Annotated in this window: 15 protein-coding genes; 1 reads left to right on the top strand and 14 read right to left on the bottom strand. The window is 72.2% G+C overall.

Features of this window, described 5'->3' with window-relative positions:
• Window positions 1–122: 122 nt before the first annotated feature.
• Window positions 123–959, bottom strand: coding sequence for a translation elongation factor Ts (gene tsf, locus AAT21_RS10140; protein WP_030650996.1), 837 nt, complete (start codon window positions 957–959; stop codon window positions 123–125).
• 135 nt (window positions 960–1094) lie between these two features.
• Window positions 1095–1976: a 30S ribosomal protein S2 gene (gene rpsB / locus AAT21_RS10135; RefSeq protein WP_030958567.1), complete on the bottom strand. Its 882-nt coding sequence runs from the start codon at window positions 1974–1976 to the stop codon at window positions 1095–1097.
• A 252-nt stretch (window positions 1977–2228) separates the two neighbouring features.
• Here rpsB and AAT21_RS10130 point away from each other — a divergent pair, with 252 nt between their 5' ends.
• On the top strand, window positions 2229–2822 hold the full coding sequence (locus tag AAT21_RS10130; RefSeq protein WP_052757703.1) for a M23 family metallopeptidase: 594 nt from the start codon (window positions 2229–2231) through the stop codon (window positions 2820–2822).
• Here AAT21_RS10130 and AAT21_RS10125 read toward each other — a convergent pair.
• The 12 genes from AAT21_RS10125 to rplS all read right to left on the bottom strand — a co-directional run bounded on the left by AAT21_RS10125 (window position 2776) and on the right by rplS (window position 12607).
• The gene (locus tag AAT21_RS10125; RefSeq protein WP_046776330.1) at window positions 2776–3333 is read right to left on the bottom strand and encodes a TetR/AcrR family transcriptional regulator; all 558 of its coding nucleotides are present in this window, start codon (window positions 3331–3333) and stop codon (window positions 2776–2778) included. The genes AAT21_RS10130 and AAT21_RS10125 overlap by 47 nt on opposite strands.
• Before the next feature lie 52 nt (window positions 3334–3385).
• Window positions 3386–4222, bottom strand: a complete 837-nt coding sequence (whiG, locus tag AAT21_RS10120) for an RNA polymerase sigma factor WhiG (protein WP_046776329.1) — start codon at window positions 4220–4222, stop codon at window positions 3386–3388.
• 209 nt (window positions 4223–4431) lie between these two features.
• A complete protein-coding gene (gene dprA / locus AAT21_RS10115) occupies window positions 4432–5607 on the bottom strand; it encodes a DNA-processing protein DprA (protein WP_046776328.1) in 1176 nt (391 codons plus the stop codon).
• Complete coding sequence (locus AAT21_RS10110; RefSeq protein WP_046776327.1) at window positions 5604–7235, bottom strand: YifB family Mg chelatase-like AAA ATPase; 1632 nt, start codon at window positions 7233–7235, stop codon at window positions 5604–5606. Before AAT21_RS10110 ends, dprA begins: the two co-directional genes overlap by 4 nt.
• Complete coding sequence (locus tag AAT21_RS10105) at window positions 7235–7606, bottom strand: YraN family protein (protein WP_046776326.1); 372 nt, start codon at window positions 7604–7606, stop codon at window positions 7235–7237. Before AAT21_RS10105 ends, AAT21_RS10110 begins: the two co-directional genes overlap by 1 nt.
• Before the next feature lie 109 nt (window positions 7607–7715).
• Window positions 7716–8024, bottom strand: a complete 309-nt coding sequence (locus AAT21_RS10100; protein ID WP_005311352.1) for a DUF2469 domain-containing protein — start codon at window positions 8022–8024, stop codon at window positions 7716–7718.
• 55 nt (window positions 8025–8079) lie between these two features.
• A complete protein-coding gene (locus AAT21_RS10095) occupies window positions 8080–8586 on the bottom strand; it encodes an NUDIX hydrolase (RefSeq protein ID WP_046776325.1) in 507 nt (168 codons plus the stop codon).
• Entirely contained in the window at window positions 8576–9355 is a 780-nt protein-coding gene (gene lepB, locus AAT21_RS10090; RefSeq protein ID WP_046776324.1) for a signal peptidase I, read from the bottom strand. Before lepB (AAT21_RS10090) ends, AAT21_RS10095 begins: the two co-directional genes overlap by 11 nt.
• A gap of 41 nt (window positions 9356–9396) precedes the next feature.
• Window positions 9397–10293 (bottom strand): signal peptidase I, encoded by an 897-nt coding sequence (gene lepB / locus AAT21_RS10085; protein WP_046777217.1) that lies wholly within the window; start codon window positions 10291–10293, stop codon window positions 9397–9399.
• A gap of 112 nt (window positions 10294–10405) precedes the next feature.
• Window positions 10406–11476, bottom strand: a complete 1071-nt coding sequence (lepB, locus tag AAT21_RS10080; RefSeq protein WP_046777216.1) for a signal peptidase I — start codon at window positions 11474–11476, stop codon at window positions 10406–10408.
• Window positions 11469–12212 (bottom strand): signal peptidase I, encoded by a 744-nt coding sequence (gene lepB, locus AAT21_RS10075; protein WP_046776323.1) that lies wholly within the window; start codon window positions 12210–12212, stop codon window positions 11469–11471. The genes lepB (AAT21_RS10080) and lepB (AAT21_RS10075) overlap by 8 nt, the downstream gene beginning before the upstream one ends.
• Window positions 12213–12256: 44 nt before the next feature.
• Complete coding sequence (rplS, locus tag AAT21_RS10070) at window positions 12257–12607, bottom strand: 50S ribosomal protein L19 (RefSeq protein WP_030823745.1); 351 nt, start codon at window positions 12605–12607, stop codon at window positions 12257–12259.
• Between the last annotated feature and the right edge of the window lie 73 nt (window positions 12608–12680).

Genomic DNA, 12680 nt, shown 5'->3' with positions numbered 1-12680 from the left:
TGGGTCCTCGCGGTTCCCTCTACGGCAATGGCCTCCTCGTCAGATCTGCGGTCGCCTCGCGCAAGCGCGGACGACTGCCTCAGACCCTACCGGGGTCCGGTGTCCGTCGCGTACGGACGGACTCAGATGCCGACCTTGATGCGGGTGAAGCGCTTCAGGGTGACACCGGCCTCGTCCAGAACCTTCTGGACGGACTTCTTGTTGTCCAGGGCGTAGGCCTGGCCGAGCAGCGTGGCGTCCTTGAAGAAGCCGTTGACGCGACCCTCGACGATCTTCGCGATGGCAGCCTCGGGCTTGCCCTCCGCGCGGGTGACCTCTTCGGCGATGCGGCGCTCGGACTCGACCTTCTCGGCCGGGACGTCCTCGGCGGACAGCCACTGCGGGGCGAACGCGGCGATGTGCTGCGCGACGCCGCGGGCGACCTCGGCGTTCTCCTTGTCGAGCTCGACCAGGACGCCGATCTGGAACGGCAGGTCGGGCATCGTGCGGTGCATGTACGCGGTCACGTAGCCGCCGGTGAACTGCGCGAAGCGGTCCAGGACGATCTTCTCGCCGAGGTTGGCGTTGGCCTCGTCGACGAAGGCGGTGACGGTCTGACCGGGCTTGATCTCGGACGCGAGCAGCGCCTCGATGTCGGCCGGGGAGGTGGCGGCGACGTGCGCGGCCAGCTCGTTGGCGACGGCCAGGAACTTCTCGCCCTTGGCGACGAAGTCGGTCTCGCACTTCAGCTCGACGATGACACCGGAGGTGTTGTCGTCGGCGATGAGGGAGACGACGGCACCGTTCTCGGCAGAACGGCCCTCGCGCTTGGCGACGCCCTTCTGGCCCTTGATGCGGAGGGCTTCCTGGGCCTTGTCGACGTCGCCGTCGGCGTCCACGAGCGCGTTCTTGCAGTCCAGCATGCCGGCGCCGGTGAGCTCGCGGAGCTTCTTGACGTCAGCGGCGGTGTAGTTCGCCATGAGTCTGTGATTCTCTCTCGAAGTCGTAGATCTACGGGTGAACGGCGGAGGCGCCGCGCCCCAGGCGCGGCTCCCCCGCCGTCATCGTCCGTGCTGCGAGTGCCCGGCGCGTGAACGCCGGGCGCTCTCAGTGGGTCAGGCCTGCTCGGCGGCCGGGGCCTCGGCGGCCGGAGCCTCTGCGGCGGGGGCCTCGGCGGCGGGGGCCTCGGCGGCGGCCGGGGCAGCCTCGTCGGCCTTCTTGTCACCCTCGAGCAGGTCGCGCTCCCACTCGGCGAGCGGCTCGGCGGCGGCCTTCTCGCCCGGCTTCGAGTCACCGGTCGCAGCGCCGGAGCGGGCGATGAGGCCCTCGGCGACGGCGTCGGCGATCACGCGGGTGAGCAGGGTGACGGAACGGATCGCGTCGTCGTTGCCCGGGATCTTGTAGTCGACCTCGTCGGGGTCGCAGTTGGTGTCGAGGATCGCGACGACCGGGATGTGCAGCTTGCGCGCCTCACCGACGGCGATGTGCTCCTTCTTGGTGTCGACGATCCAGACGGCGCTGGGAACCTTCGACATCTCGCGGATACCACCGAGGGTCTTCTCCAGCTTGGCCTTCTCGCGGGAGAGGACCAGGAGCTCCTTCTTGGTGAGACCCGAGGCGGCGACGTCCTCGAAGTCGATCGCCTCAAGCTCCTTCAGACGCTGGAGGCGCTTGTAGACGGTGGAGAAGTTGGTGAGCATGCCACCCAGCCAGCGCTGGTTGACGTACGGCATACCAACGCGCGTCGCCTGCTCGGCGATGGCCTCCTGGGCCTGCTTCTTGGTACCGACGAACATGATGGAGCCACCGTGCGCGACGGTCTCCTTCACGAACTCGTAGGCGCGGTCGATGTACGACAGCGACTGCAGCAGGTCGATGATGTAGATGCCGTTGCGCTCCGTGAAGATGAAGCGCTTCATCTTCGGGTTCCAGCGGCGGGTCTGGTGACCGAAGTGGACGCCGCTTTCCAGCAGCTCCCGCATCGTGACGACGGCCATGGCCATCTCCTTGGTTTCTCGGTTTGGTTCCTGACGCCCCACCGCGCCCTGCCCCCTTGAAGGGGACCGAGAGACGCTGTCACCTGGCCGTTTCGGGCTGGTGCCGGGGCGTGCGAAGTCGACCCGGTGACCCGGATCGCCACAAGAAGTGTACGGGACCCGGCGGTATGCCGGGTGACGCCGTTGTCCACAGCGCCCGGTCCGTCCACAGGCCGGCCCGCCGCAGCGGGGGTGCGCGGGACCCTTCGGTGCATGACGACACTTCTGCTCAGCCTGCTCCTGGCCCTGTCCCAGGCGGCCCTCGCCGCTCAGCCGGCCCTCCCGGCCCACCCGTCCCGGCCGGCCCTGCCCGCGGTCCGCCCGCTCCCCGCGCCGCTGTCGGTGACGCGCTGGTGGGATCCTCCGCCGACGCCGTACGCGGCCGGCCACCGCGGGGTGGACCTGGCCGCCCCGGTGGGCGCGGAGCTGCGGGCGGTCGCCGCCGGCCGGGTCCACCACGCCGGGCAGGTCGCGGGGCGCGGGGTCCTCTCCCTCGCCCTGCCGAACGGCCTGCGCACCACCTACGAACCGGTCCGGCCGCTGGTCACGGAGGGCGAGGAGGTCTCGGCGGGCCAGGTGGTGGCGGTGCTCACGGAGGGGTCCCACTGCCCGGGGCCGTGCCTGCACTGGGGACTGCTGGCGGGTGAGGCGTACCTGAACCCGCTGACGCTCCTGGCGCGGCCCACCCCGCGGCTGCTGCCGGATCCTCCCGGCCCGGCCGGCGCGCGGGAGGGGGCTGCGGCGGGCGGGGATGCGGGGCTCAGCCCCGGACCCCCCGCAGGGCGATGGCCAGGGCCGTCTCCGTGATGACCTCGGGGTCCTCCGCCGCGCCGAGCTCGATGCGGCGCACGGCGGCGTCCACGACCCCCTGGAGCAGCATCGCGGCCAGCCGCGGCTGCTCCTGTCCGAGGGCGGCCAGCGCGTCGACGATCATCGCGATCAGGCCGCCGTGCGCGGCGCGGATCTTCTCGCGCGCTCCGGCGTCCAGCTCGCCGGCGGAGATCGCCACGACCGCCCGGTGCCGCCGGTCGCCCACCAGGCCCAGCTGGCTGCGCACATAGGCCTCGATCTTGCCCTCGGGCGAATCGGCCCGCTCCATCGCCGCCTCGATCTCGGCGGCCCACACGGGGAAGTCCACGGCGCACAGCTCTTCGACCACGGCCGCGCGGGAGCGGAAGTACTCGTACACGGAGGACCGGGCGAGTCCGGTCCGCTCCGCCAGGGCGGGGAAGGTCAGCGCTTCCGTCCCGCCTTCGGACAGCAGGGAGCGCGCGGCGTCCAAGAGGGCGCCGCGCTGCATCGACCGGTGCTCGGCCACGGAGGCCGCTCGAATCCTGGGCACACGTCCACTCTACGGAGGTACCGCAAGCTCACCGCCCGACATCTGCCAACTTTGCGCGCAGTTGCAGCACGGACTTGGTGTGGATCTGGCTGACCCGGCTCTCGGTGACGCCCAGCACGTTGCCGATCTCGGCCAGGGTGAGGCCCTCGTAGTAGTAGAGGGTGACCACGGTCTTCTCCCGCTCGGGCAGGGTGTTGATGGCCCGCGCGAGCAGCCGCCGCAGTTCACGGTCCTCCGCCACCTCCACCGGGTTGTCGGCGGCGGTGTCCTCCAGCGTGTCCATCAGCGAGAGGCGGTCGCCGCCCTCCCCGCCGACGTGCAGCAGCTCCTCCAGGGCGACCACGTTCGCGAGCGACAACTGGCTGAAGACGCTGTGGAGGTCCTCCACGCCGATCCCCATCTCCCCGGCGACCTCGGTCTCCGTCGGGGTGCGCCGCAGCTGGGCCTCCAGCGTGGCGTAGGCCCGCTCCACGGCCCGCGCCTTCTGCCGGACCGAGCGGGGGATCCAGTCCAGCGCCCGCAGTTCGTCGATCATCGCGCCGCGGATCCGGGTGATCGCGTACGTCTCGAACTTGATCGACCGGTCGATGTCGAACTTCTCGATCGCGTCGATGAGCCCGAAGACCCCGGAGGAGACGAAGTCGGCCTGCTCCACGTTGGGCGGCAGGCCCACGCTGACGCGGCCGGCCACGTACTTCACCAGGGGTGAGTAGTGCAGGATCAGCTGCTCCCGCAGCCGTTCGTCACCCGAGTCCTTGTACGAGCGCCACAGCCCCTCCAGGGACGAGGGCGCGGTGGACCGCACGCTGCCGCGGGCAGCGGGGGGCACCGCAGCGCGGTCGGACCCTGAGGTGTGCTGGGGCATGCGTCGCCTTTGCCGGAGCCGGATTCCTTGGGAGCGTAGCGTGACGGAAGTGTCGCGGTGCGCGAAGAGTACGGGATGGCGCGGGGGCCGAGGGGCGCCCCGGCTCGCGCGGGCGACCCGGGACCGGCGCCTGGCGCACGGTCCCGGCGACTGTCACCGGGAAGACCGCGTCTCTCATCGGTTTCACTCTTTCACCGGAAGTCCCCAGGTCAACGACCGCCTCGCCGGGTAGGCCGGGTTTGTGTGCCCTCTCCAGCCGTATCTCCGCCCAACCGCCAGCCGTCGCCCTGCCGTTCGACGAACCCCAGAGAGTGAAGTTCGTACAGTCTGCCGATGACTTCATCGGTGCCGGTGCCCGCGGCGAGTGCCACCTCGGCCGCGGTGGCCGGGCGTCCGGCAGGCAGGGCTTCGAGCACGCGGGCGGTCTCCGGGTCCAGGAGGTCGCGGGCGAGCACCGGGCCGCGCCGCTCGGGCGCCAGCTCCCCCATGGCGCCGACGAGTTCGACCACCTCCGCGGCATCGGTGACCAGCACTGCCTCGCCCCTCAGCAGTTCGTGCACACCGGCCGAGAGCCCGCTGGTGGCGGGCCCAGGGACACCCATCGTGAACCGCCCGAGCCGCTGCGCCCGCCGGGCGGTCACCAGCGAGCCGCTGCGGTGGGCGGCCTCCACCACGACGGTGCCGCGGGTGAGGGCCGCGATGACCCGGTTGCGCAGGACGAACCGGCTGGGCGTGGGATGGCTGCCCGGCGGCAGCTCCCCGAGGACAAGCCCCTGACCGGCGATCCGGCCGAGCAGTCCGGCGTGTCCGCGGGGATAGGCGACGTCCACCCCGCAGGCGAGCACCGCCGCGGTCGCACCGCCGGGTGCGAGGGCCCCGCGGTGCGCGGCGCCGTCGATGCCGAAGGCGGCGCCGGAGACCACGACCCAGCCCCGCTCGGCGAGCCCGGCGGCCAGGGTCTGCGCCATGTGCGCGCCGTACGGGGTGCAGGCCCTGGCACCGACCACGGCAACCGAACGCAGCGCCCAGGTACGCAGGTTCGGCCGGCCCCGCAGCCACAGCCCGACGGGCCGTTCGTCGCCGAGGTCGTCCAGCTGCGTCGGCCACTCCGCCGAACCGGGGTGCACGAACCGGCCTCCCGACCCGGCGGCGAGCTCCAGGTCCCGCCGGGGATCGGCCAGCGCCGCACGTCTGCGGTACGCGGCGAGCCGCTCGGGCCCCACCCCGGGCGGCGGCAGCCATGGCGCCTCCGGGTCGGTCAGCAGCCTCAGCAGCCCGGTGGCGCCATGCTCCCGGAGCCAGCGCCCGCCGTGCGCGTCCCCCGGCTCCAGCACCCGGGTCAGCGCCGCCCGCGCCAGCAGCTCCTCCTCCCCCGCGCCGGTCATGTCCCGGCCCCCGTCATCGACATGGCCCCGCGGGCGATACCGGTCCGCAGCTCCAATGCCACGGCCACGTCCAGCGCCTCGGGCCGGTCCCGGCCCCGCAGGTCGGCGACGGTCCAGGCGACCCGCAGGACCCGGTCCAGGCCGCGCGCCGTGAGCAGTCCCCGCTCCAGCTCCCGCTCGGCCTGCGCCAGAGCGCCCGGGGCCGCCTGCCAACGGGTCCTCAACTCCTGTCCCGGGACCTCGGAGTTGAGTCGCCACGGGGTGCCCGCGAACCGGACCCCGGCGCGCTCGCGGGCCGCGCGCACCCGGCCGGCGACCACCGCGGTGGACTCCCCCCGGCCGCCCCGCCCCAGCAGGTCGCCGCGCGTCACGGGCTCGACCTGCACCCTCAGGTCCACCCGGTCGAGCAACGGCCCCGACAGCCGGGCCTGGTAACGCCGGATCACCGAGGGCGGGCATTCGCATCCCGACCCGTGCAGGGTGTGCCGCCCGCAGGGGCAGGGATTCGCCGCGAGGACCATCAGGAACCTGGCGGGCAGCCGCACCACGCCGGCGGCGCGGGCGATGACCACATGCCCCGATTCGAGGGGCTGGCGCAGCGCGTCCAGCGCCCGGCTGTGGAACTCGGCGGCCTCGTCCAGGAAGAGGATGCCTCGATGAGCCAGGGAGACCGCTCCGGGCCGGGGCACCCCGGTCCCGCCGCCCACCAGGGACTGCATGGTCGCCGAGTGGTGCGGGGCGCAGTACGGGGGCCTGGAGACCAGGGGTTCGCCGGGCGGCAGGATTCCCGCGACCGAGTGGACGGCCGTGACCTCCACGGAGTCGTGGCGGGTGAGCGGCGGCAGGATCCAGGGCAGCCGCTCCGCCAGCATCGTCTTGCCCGCGCCCGGCGGTCCGCTCAGGAACAGGTGGTGGCCGCCCGCGGCCGCCACTTCCAGGGCGCGGCGCGCCGTGTGCTGCCCCGTCACATCGGCGAGGTCGGGGAAGTCGGCGCAGTCCCCGCCGGGGCGGCCCGGCGCGAGACCGGTGCCCAGGCCCGCTCCGGGCACGAGCAGTCCGGCCAGTATCGGGTCCGGGCGGCCGGGCGGGTCCGGCGGTTCCTCCTCGGGCACCTCCCCGTCGGTCAGGACGGCGATCAACTGGCGCAGGCTGCGCACGCCGAGCACCGAGACGTCCGGCACGAGCGCGGCCTCCGCGGCGCACTGCTGCGGCACGACCACCTGACGGTGGCCGGCCTCCGCCGCGGCGAGGACGGCGGGCAGGATCCCCCGGACCGGACGCACCCGCCCGTCCAGCCCCAGCTCGCCGATCAGCACGAGGTCGGCGATGGCCCCCGGATCGACCACCTCGGCGGCCCCGAGCACCGCGATCGCCACGGCCAGGTCGAAGCCGGCGCCGGCCTTCGGCACGGACGCCGGGCTCAGCCCGACCGTGAGCTTCTTCTGCGGCCAGGCCGCCCCGGAGTTCACCACGGCCGCACGCACCCGGTCCCGGCTCTCGACGAGGGTCTTGTCCGGCAGCCCCACCAGCGTGAAGGCCGCGACCCCGGGCTCCAGGTCGGCCTGGACCTCGACCACCACGCCGTCGACGCCGATCAGGGCCACGGAGCAGGCTCGCGCGAACCCCATCAGGCCACCCCCCTGACGTGTTCCACCAGGGGCGCGCCGCGCCGCGGCAGCAGGACACCGACGAGGTCGATACGGACCCCGCCCGGCGGTGGTCCGCCGTGGTCGGCGAGCCAGCGTCCGGCGAGCCGCCTCAGCCGGTCCGCCTTCGCGGCCCGCACGGCCGCCATCGGATGCTCGAAGTCACCCGCGCGCCGCGTCTTGACCTCGCACACGACGAGGGCGTCCCCGTCGCGCGCGACGATGTCGATCTCCCCGGCCCGGCACCGCCAGTTCCTTGCGAGGACGGTCATCCCGGCCTCGGTCAGCCGTCGTGCCGCGAGCTCCTCGCCGTACCGCCCCAATGCCTGTCGTGCCACGCTCTTCGCGTCCATCCGGCACCACCTCCGGCACCGACGGTCCCGCGTCCCCGCCCACCGTGTGGATCTTGGTGGACAACCGGGCCGTTGTGGACGGAGCCGTCACCCTTCCGGGTGAGGCGGCTCAGCTCCCGGGCAGTTCGAGGTCGCTCTTGTTGAGCTCCTCGATGTTCACGTCCTTGAAGGTCAGCACCCGTACCTGCTTCACGAAGCGGGCCGGCCGGTACATGTCCCAGACCCAGGCGTCGGCCATGGAGACCTCGAAGAACACCTCGCCCTGGACGGAGTGCACCTGCATCTCGTAGTCGTTGGTGAGGTAGAAACGGCGTTCGGTCTCGATCACATACTTGAACAGCCCGACGACGTCGCGGTACTCCCGATAGAGCTTCAGCTCCATCTCGGTCTCGTACTTTTCGAGGTCCTCGGCACTCATGGCATGTTCCCCTTCAGCCGTGCGTCCCCCTATTGTGCGCCAGCGCCGCGCGGCCCTAGACGATTTCCGGGGCCAGGACCACCGGCGCACCCGGAGGACCGTCGTCGAGCAGCGTGCGGAGCAGCTCGGCGAGTCTGGTCGGGTACACCGTCTCACGTGCCGTGAGAAGTTCCTCGGAGGTCCACCACCTGGCTCCGGTGACGCTGCGCCGCTCCAGCTCGGTCAGGCCGCCCAGGCAGGTCGTGGTGCGGCTGGTCCGGGCCAGGAAGTACCACTCGTCCTGCTCCCAGCGCCGGCCGTCGAAGGGGAAGGAGCAGAACCGGTGCCAGAGCACGGGACCCAGCTCCACCTCGGTGATCCCGGTCTCCTCCGCCAGCTCGCGCAGCGCGGCCTGCTCGCGGGTCTCGGTCCCCTCCAGCCCGCCGCCGGGGGTGAACCACCAGTCGTCCGAGGGGTCGGCCGGTTCGAAACCGTGCAGGAGCAGGATCCGGTCCGCCGGGTCCAGCAGGATCACCCGGGACACCTGCCGCGGGCCGTGCCCGCCCGCCGGTTCAGGAGACACCGGCCCGCTCCCGTCGCCCGCGGCCCAGGATCCGTACGAGGGGCCCGTAGGCGGCCCCCAGCACCACCAGCGCGGCCCCGGCGACCACGGCCGTCATCTGGAGCTTCAGCGGCCCGTGCCCCGAGATCCCGCCGGGCAGGGCCGCGTACGTCCCCGGCCGCTCCAGCATCGTCACGGACGGCCAGGCCAGGGCGTCGACGCGGGCGCTGACGGCAGACCGGGGTACGGTGCCCTGCCCGGCCTCCTGGAGGTGGGCGCGCGAGTCCAGCGAGGCGGCACGGCGGTCGCCCAGCAGGAAGAGGTTCTCCTCGGGGACCGTCACCTCGAAGGGGGTCCCGGGAGGCGGGGCCTGCCCCGGCGGCATGGCCAGGCCCGAGTCCGGCCGGCTGGTGTCTGCGTAGGGCTCGTCCAGCGGTGTGCCGTTCACGGTCAGCTCGCCGCCCGCGCCGCAGCACTTGACGGTGTCGCCGCCGACGCCGACGACCCGCTTGACCATGGGCAGGTCGCTCCACATGGAATCAGTAAAGATGACGACGTCCCCACGGCGCACCTCACCACCGTCGATGCGCTGCGCGAGCACCCGGTCGCCCGGCCGCACCGTCGGCATCATCGAGTCGGTCGGGACCGTGTAGGGCCGGTAGACGAACGCCCCCCACACGAAGCCGCCGAGGAAGAGCGCAAAGCCGATGGCCACGACGATCCCCGACAACACGTTGCCGAGACCACCGCGGCCATCCTTGCCACTGCGTATCGCTTCAGTTCCGCCCATTCCAGCGCCCCCACATCGGGATCGTCGACCTGGGCGGCACCCTACCCGTCGGTACGGCCGCTGGTCAGCCTCCGGCGGCGCCACATCACGAGCGGGACCGCTCCGGTGAGCCCCAGCGCGGCCGGGCCCAGCCCGACCGGCGCCAGTCCGGCGGCCCCGAGGCCGAGCGCGGTGGCCGCGGCCTGGTTGCCGATGCCCGGCTGGTCGAAGGTGTCCGGGATCGGCAGGGTGGACCAGCGGGTGACCGGCCACGCGATCACGACGGCCCGCCCGACGACCTTGTCGACCGGCACGAAGCCCCCGGTGGAGTCCTGCATGTGGTAGCGGGAGTCCTGGGAGTTCTGCCGGTGGTCGCCCATCACCCAGATCTTGCCCTGGGGCACCTTGAGCGGGCCGAACGGAGCGTCGTCGCACGCGGTGTTGCCGGGGTAGATGTACGGCTCGTCGAGCGCCTTGCCGTTGACGACGACCGGTCCGCCCTTCTTGCACTCGACCGTGTCACCACCGATGGCGATGGTCCGCTTGATCAGGTCCTTCTCCTCGGCGGAGGGCATCAGGCCGATCCAGCTGAGCACCTTCTGGGCGATGTTCGGCTCCGGCGTGGGCTCGCCCGAGAGCCAGTTCGCCGGGTCGTGGAAGACCACGACCTCGCCCCGCTCCGGCTCGGAGCCGAACCACGGCGTGAGCTTGTCGACCAGCACCCGGTCCCCCCGCTGCAGGGTGTCCTGCATGGAGTCGGAGGGGATCGAGAACGCCTGGACCAGGAAGGTCTTGATCAGCAGGGCCAGCAGCAGGGCGATGCCGATGAGGAGCGGGAGCTCCTTCCAGAAGGAGCGGTGCGGCGTCTCCAGAGCGCCGTCCTCCTCGGCCTCTCGCGCGACGGCGTCGTCCGGCCGCTCCTCGCCTTCGTCGCGTCCGGACCGTGCGCCTACCGCCACGTCCCCCACATCCACTCCTCACTCACGATCACCGCCCGCGCCGAACCGGACACGGGCCCTCCCCTCCCTTAACGAGCGGGAGTTCCCTAAGGCTCGGGAGACCGAGGACACACTATGCGAACGGTGTGCCCGTCCGGCGTCGCCTGCGGCCGCGTCCCTCACGGCGTGCCTGGTCCGGCACCATGCGGAAGGTCGCGGGCTGCTCCAGACGGGTCCAGTGCCCGAAGGGCCAGGCGATCACCACGGCCTCCCCCACGACGCCTTTCTCGTCGATCGTGCCCTCGAAGGCCTCGTCGAGATGGAAGCGGGAATCGGCCGAATTCGCTCGGTGGTCACCCATCACGAAGATCCTCCCGGCCGGCACCTCCACTTCGAAAGGGATGTCGGAGGGGGTGTTGCCCGGCTTGACGTACGGCTCGTCGAGCGGCGAGCCGTTGACGGTGACCCGGCCCCGGGCGTCGCAGCACTTGACGGTGTCCCCGCCGACGCCGATGACGCGCTTGATCAGGTCCTGTTCGTCGGCCGAGGGCAGCAGGCCGATGAAGGTCAGGGCCTGCTTGATCTGCTTGACCACGATCGGGTCCTTGGGGGGCCGGGCCGCCTCGCCCCTGAGCCAGCCGCCGGGGTCCTTGAACACGACGATGTCGCCGCGCTCGATCTTGGAGCCGAACCACGGGGTCAGCTTGTCCACGAGGACCCGGTCGCCGATCCGTATGGTCTGTTCCATCGAGCCCGACGGAATGAAGAAGGCCTGCACCAGGAAGGTCTTGAGGAGCAGGGCTATGCACAGCGCCACCACCACGAGCAGGGGCAGCTCGCCGGCCCGGCGCGTGCGGCGGCGCCGCCGGACCTTGCGGGCGAGCCGGCGCCGATGGGCCCGGCCCCCCTCCGCCGCGACCGGTTCCGGCTCCGGCTCCCGCCGGCCCCGGGTCCTGCCGCGCGGCTCCGGTTCGGGCTCGCGCTCCCGTCGGCCCCGCGGCCTCCCGCGCGGCTCCGGTTCCGGCTCGGGCTCCCACCGGTCCCTCGGCGTACCGCCGAAGTCCGGCTCCGGCTCGGGCTCCCACCGGTCCCTCGGCGTACCGCCGAAGTCCGGCTCCGGCTCGCGTTCCCGCCGGGCCCTCGCGCGTCCGCTGGGCTCCGCTTCCCGCTCCCGTCGGCCCTTCGGCCGTCCGCGGCTACCCATGGCCGCCGCCGACGGCACCCCAGCGCGAAACCGGCCAGCCGATCCAGTCGGCCCGCCCGATCACCTTCTCCACCGGCACCATCCCCCCGCCCGGTTCCCCGAGGTGGTCCCGCGAGTCCCGGGACTGGGAACGATGATCGCCCATCACCCACAGGGTCCCCAGCGGCACGACGATCCGGAAGGGCACCGTCGAGGGCGCGTCCCCGGGGTACAGGTACGGCTCGTCCAGCGGAACGCCGTTGACCGAGACCCGGCCGCCCGCGTCGCAGCAGACCACGTCGTCACCACCCACGCCCACCACCCGTTTCACGAAGTCGGTGTCGGAGGGCTCCGCGAGCCCCAGCGCCGAGGCGGCGCCCTGCACCAGGGCGCCGACCGGGCTGCCGTCCGGCCGCTCCCGTACGAAGGATCCCGTGCCGTCGAAGACCACGACGTCCCCGCGGCGCGGCTGATCACCGAAACGGTACGCCAGCTTGTTCACCAGTACCCGGTCCCCGACCTGGAACGTGGGCTCCATGGAACGGCTCGGGATCAGGAAGGGCTGAACCACGAAATTGCTGAGCAGCAGCAGGAAGACCGTGCAGATCACGCCGAGCACTCCGGCCCGGCGCCAGGTCGGCTGCCGCCGTCCGGGCCCGGCCCCGTCGGTCGTCCGGGAGAACGCAGAACGCGGCCACCCCTCCCCCTCGCGGGGGGAAGAGTGACCGCGCTGCGTGTGAGGTGCTTCGGTGTCCATCGGGGGCGAGCCTATCCGGCCATCCCCGGACACCGGTGGCGACCTTACTTGTCGCGCTTCTCCTTGATCTTCGCGGCCTTGCCGCGGAGCTCACGGAGGTAGTACAGCTTCGCACGGCGGACGTCACCGCGGGTGACGAGCTCGATCTTCTCGAAGATCGGGGAGTGGACCGGGAAGGTACGCTCCACGCCGACGCTGAAGGAGACCTTGCGAACGGTGAAGGTCTCGGAGACACCGGCGCCCTGGCGGCGGATGACGACACCCTTGAACTGCTGGATACGGGAGCGGTTGCCCTCGATCACGCGGACGTGCACGTTGATCGTGTCACCCGGGCGGAAGGCCGGGACGTCCGAGCGGAGCGCGGCGGCGTTGACGCCATCGAGCAGGTGAGACATGTTCTTCGTCTGCTTTCTTCGCATGACGCCACAGGTCGCCAGTGCGGGTTTCCGTAGAGAATTCGGGAGCCGT

The organism is Streptomyces yangpuensis (assembly GCF_001005295.1).
In the GTDB taxonomy this organism is placed as follows: Bacteria; Actinomycetota; Actinomycetes; order Streptomycetales; family Streptomycetaceae; genus Streptomyces; species Streptomyces yangpuensis.
This window is presented reverse-complemented; position numbering and strand designations above follow the sequence as displayed.

Excerpts from the sequence above, each read along its gene's own strand:
- tsf (WP_030650996.1), bottom strand. The coding sequence starts at position 959 with ATGGCGAACTACACCGCCGCTGACGTCAAGAAGCTCCGCGAGCTCACC.
- rpsB (WP_030958567.1), bottom strand. The coding sequence starts at position 1,976 with ATGGCCGTCGTCACGATGCGGGAGCTGCTGGAAAGCGGCGTCCACTTC.
- AAT21_RS10130 (WP_052757703.1), top strand. The coding sequence starts at position 2,229 with ATGACGACACTTCTGCTCAGCCTGCTCCTGGCCCTGTCCCAGGCGGCC.
- whiG (WP_046776329.1), bottom strand. The coding sequence starts at position 4,222 with ATGCCCCAGCACACCTCAGGGTCCGACCGCGCTGCGGTGCCCCCCGCT.
- dprA (WP_046776328.1), bottom strand. The coding sequence starts at position 5,607 with ATGACCGGCGCGGGGGAGGAGGAGCTGCTGGCGCGGGCGGCGCTGACC.
- AAT21_RS10110 (WP_046776327.1), bottom strand. The coding sequence starts at position 7,235 with ATGGGGTTCGCGCGAGCCTGCTCCGTGGCCCTGATCGGCGTCGACGGC.
- AAT21_RS10105 (WP_046776326.1), bottom strand. The coding sequence starts at position 7,606 with ATGGACGCGAAGAGCGTGGCACGACAGGCATTGGGGCGGTACGGCGAG.
- AAT21_RS10100 (WP_005311352.1), bottom strand. The coding sequence starts at position 8,024 with ATGAGTGCCGAGGACCTCGAAAAGTACGAGACCGAGATGGAGCTGAAG.
- lepB (WP_046776324.1), bottom strand. The coding sequence starts at position 9,355 with ATGGGCGGAACTGAAGCGATACGCAGTGGCAAGGATGGCCGCGGTGGT.
- lepB (WP_046777216.1), bottom strand. The coding sequence starts at position 11,476 with ATGGGTAGCCGCGGACGGCCGAAGGGCCGACGGGAGCGGGAAGCGGAG.
- lepB (WP_046776323.1), bottom strand. The coding sequence starts at position 12,212 with ATGGACACCGAAGCACCTCACACGCAGCGCGGTCACTCTTCCCCCCGC.
- rplS (WP_030823745.1), bottom strand. The coding sequence starts at position 12,607 with ATGTCTCACCTGCTCGATGGCGTCAACGCCGCCGCGCTCCGCTCGGAC.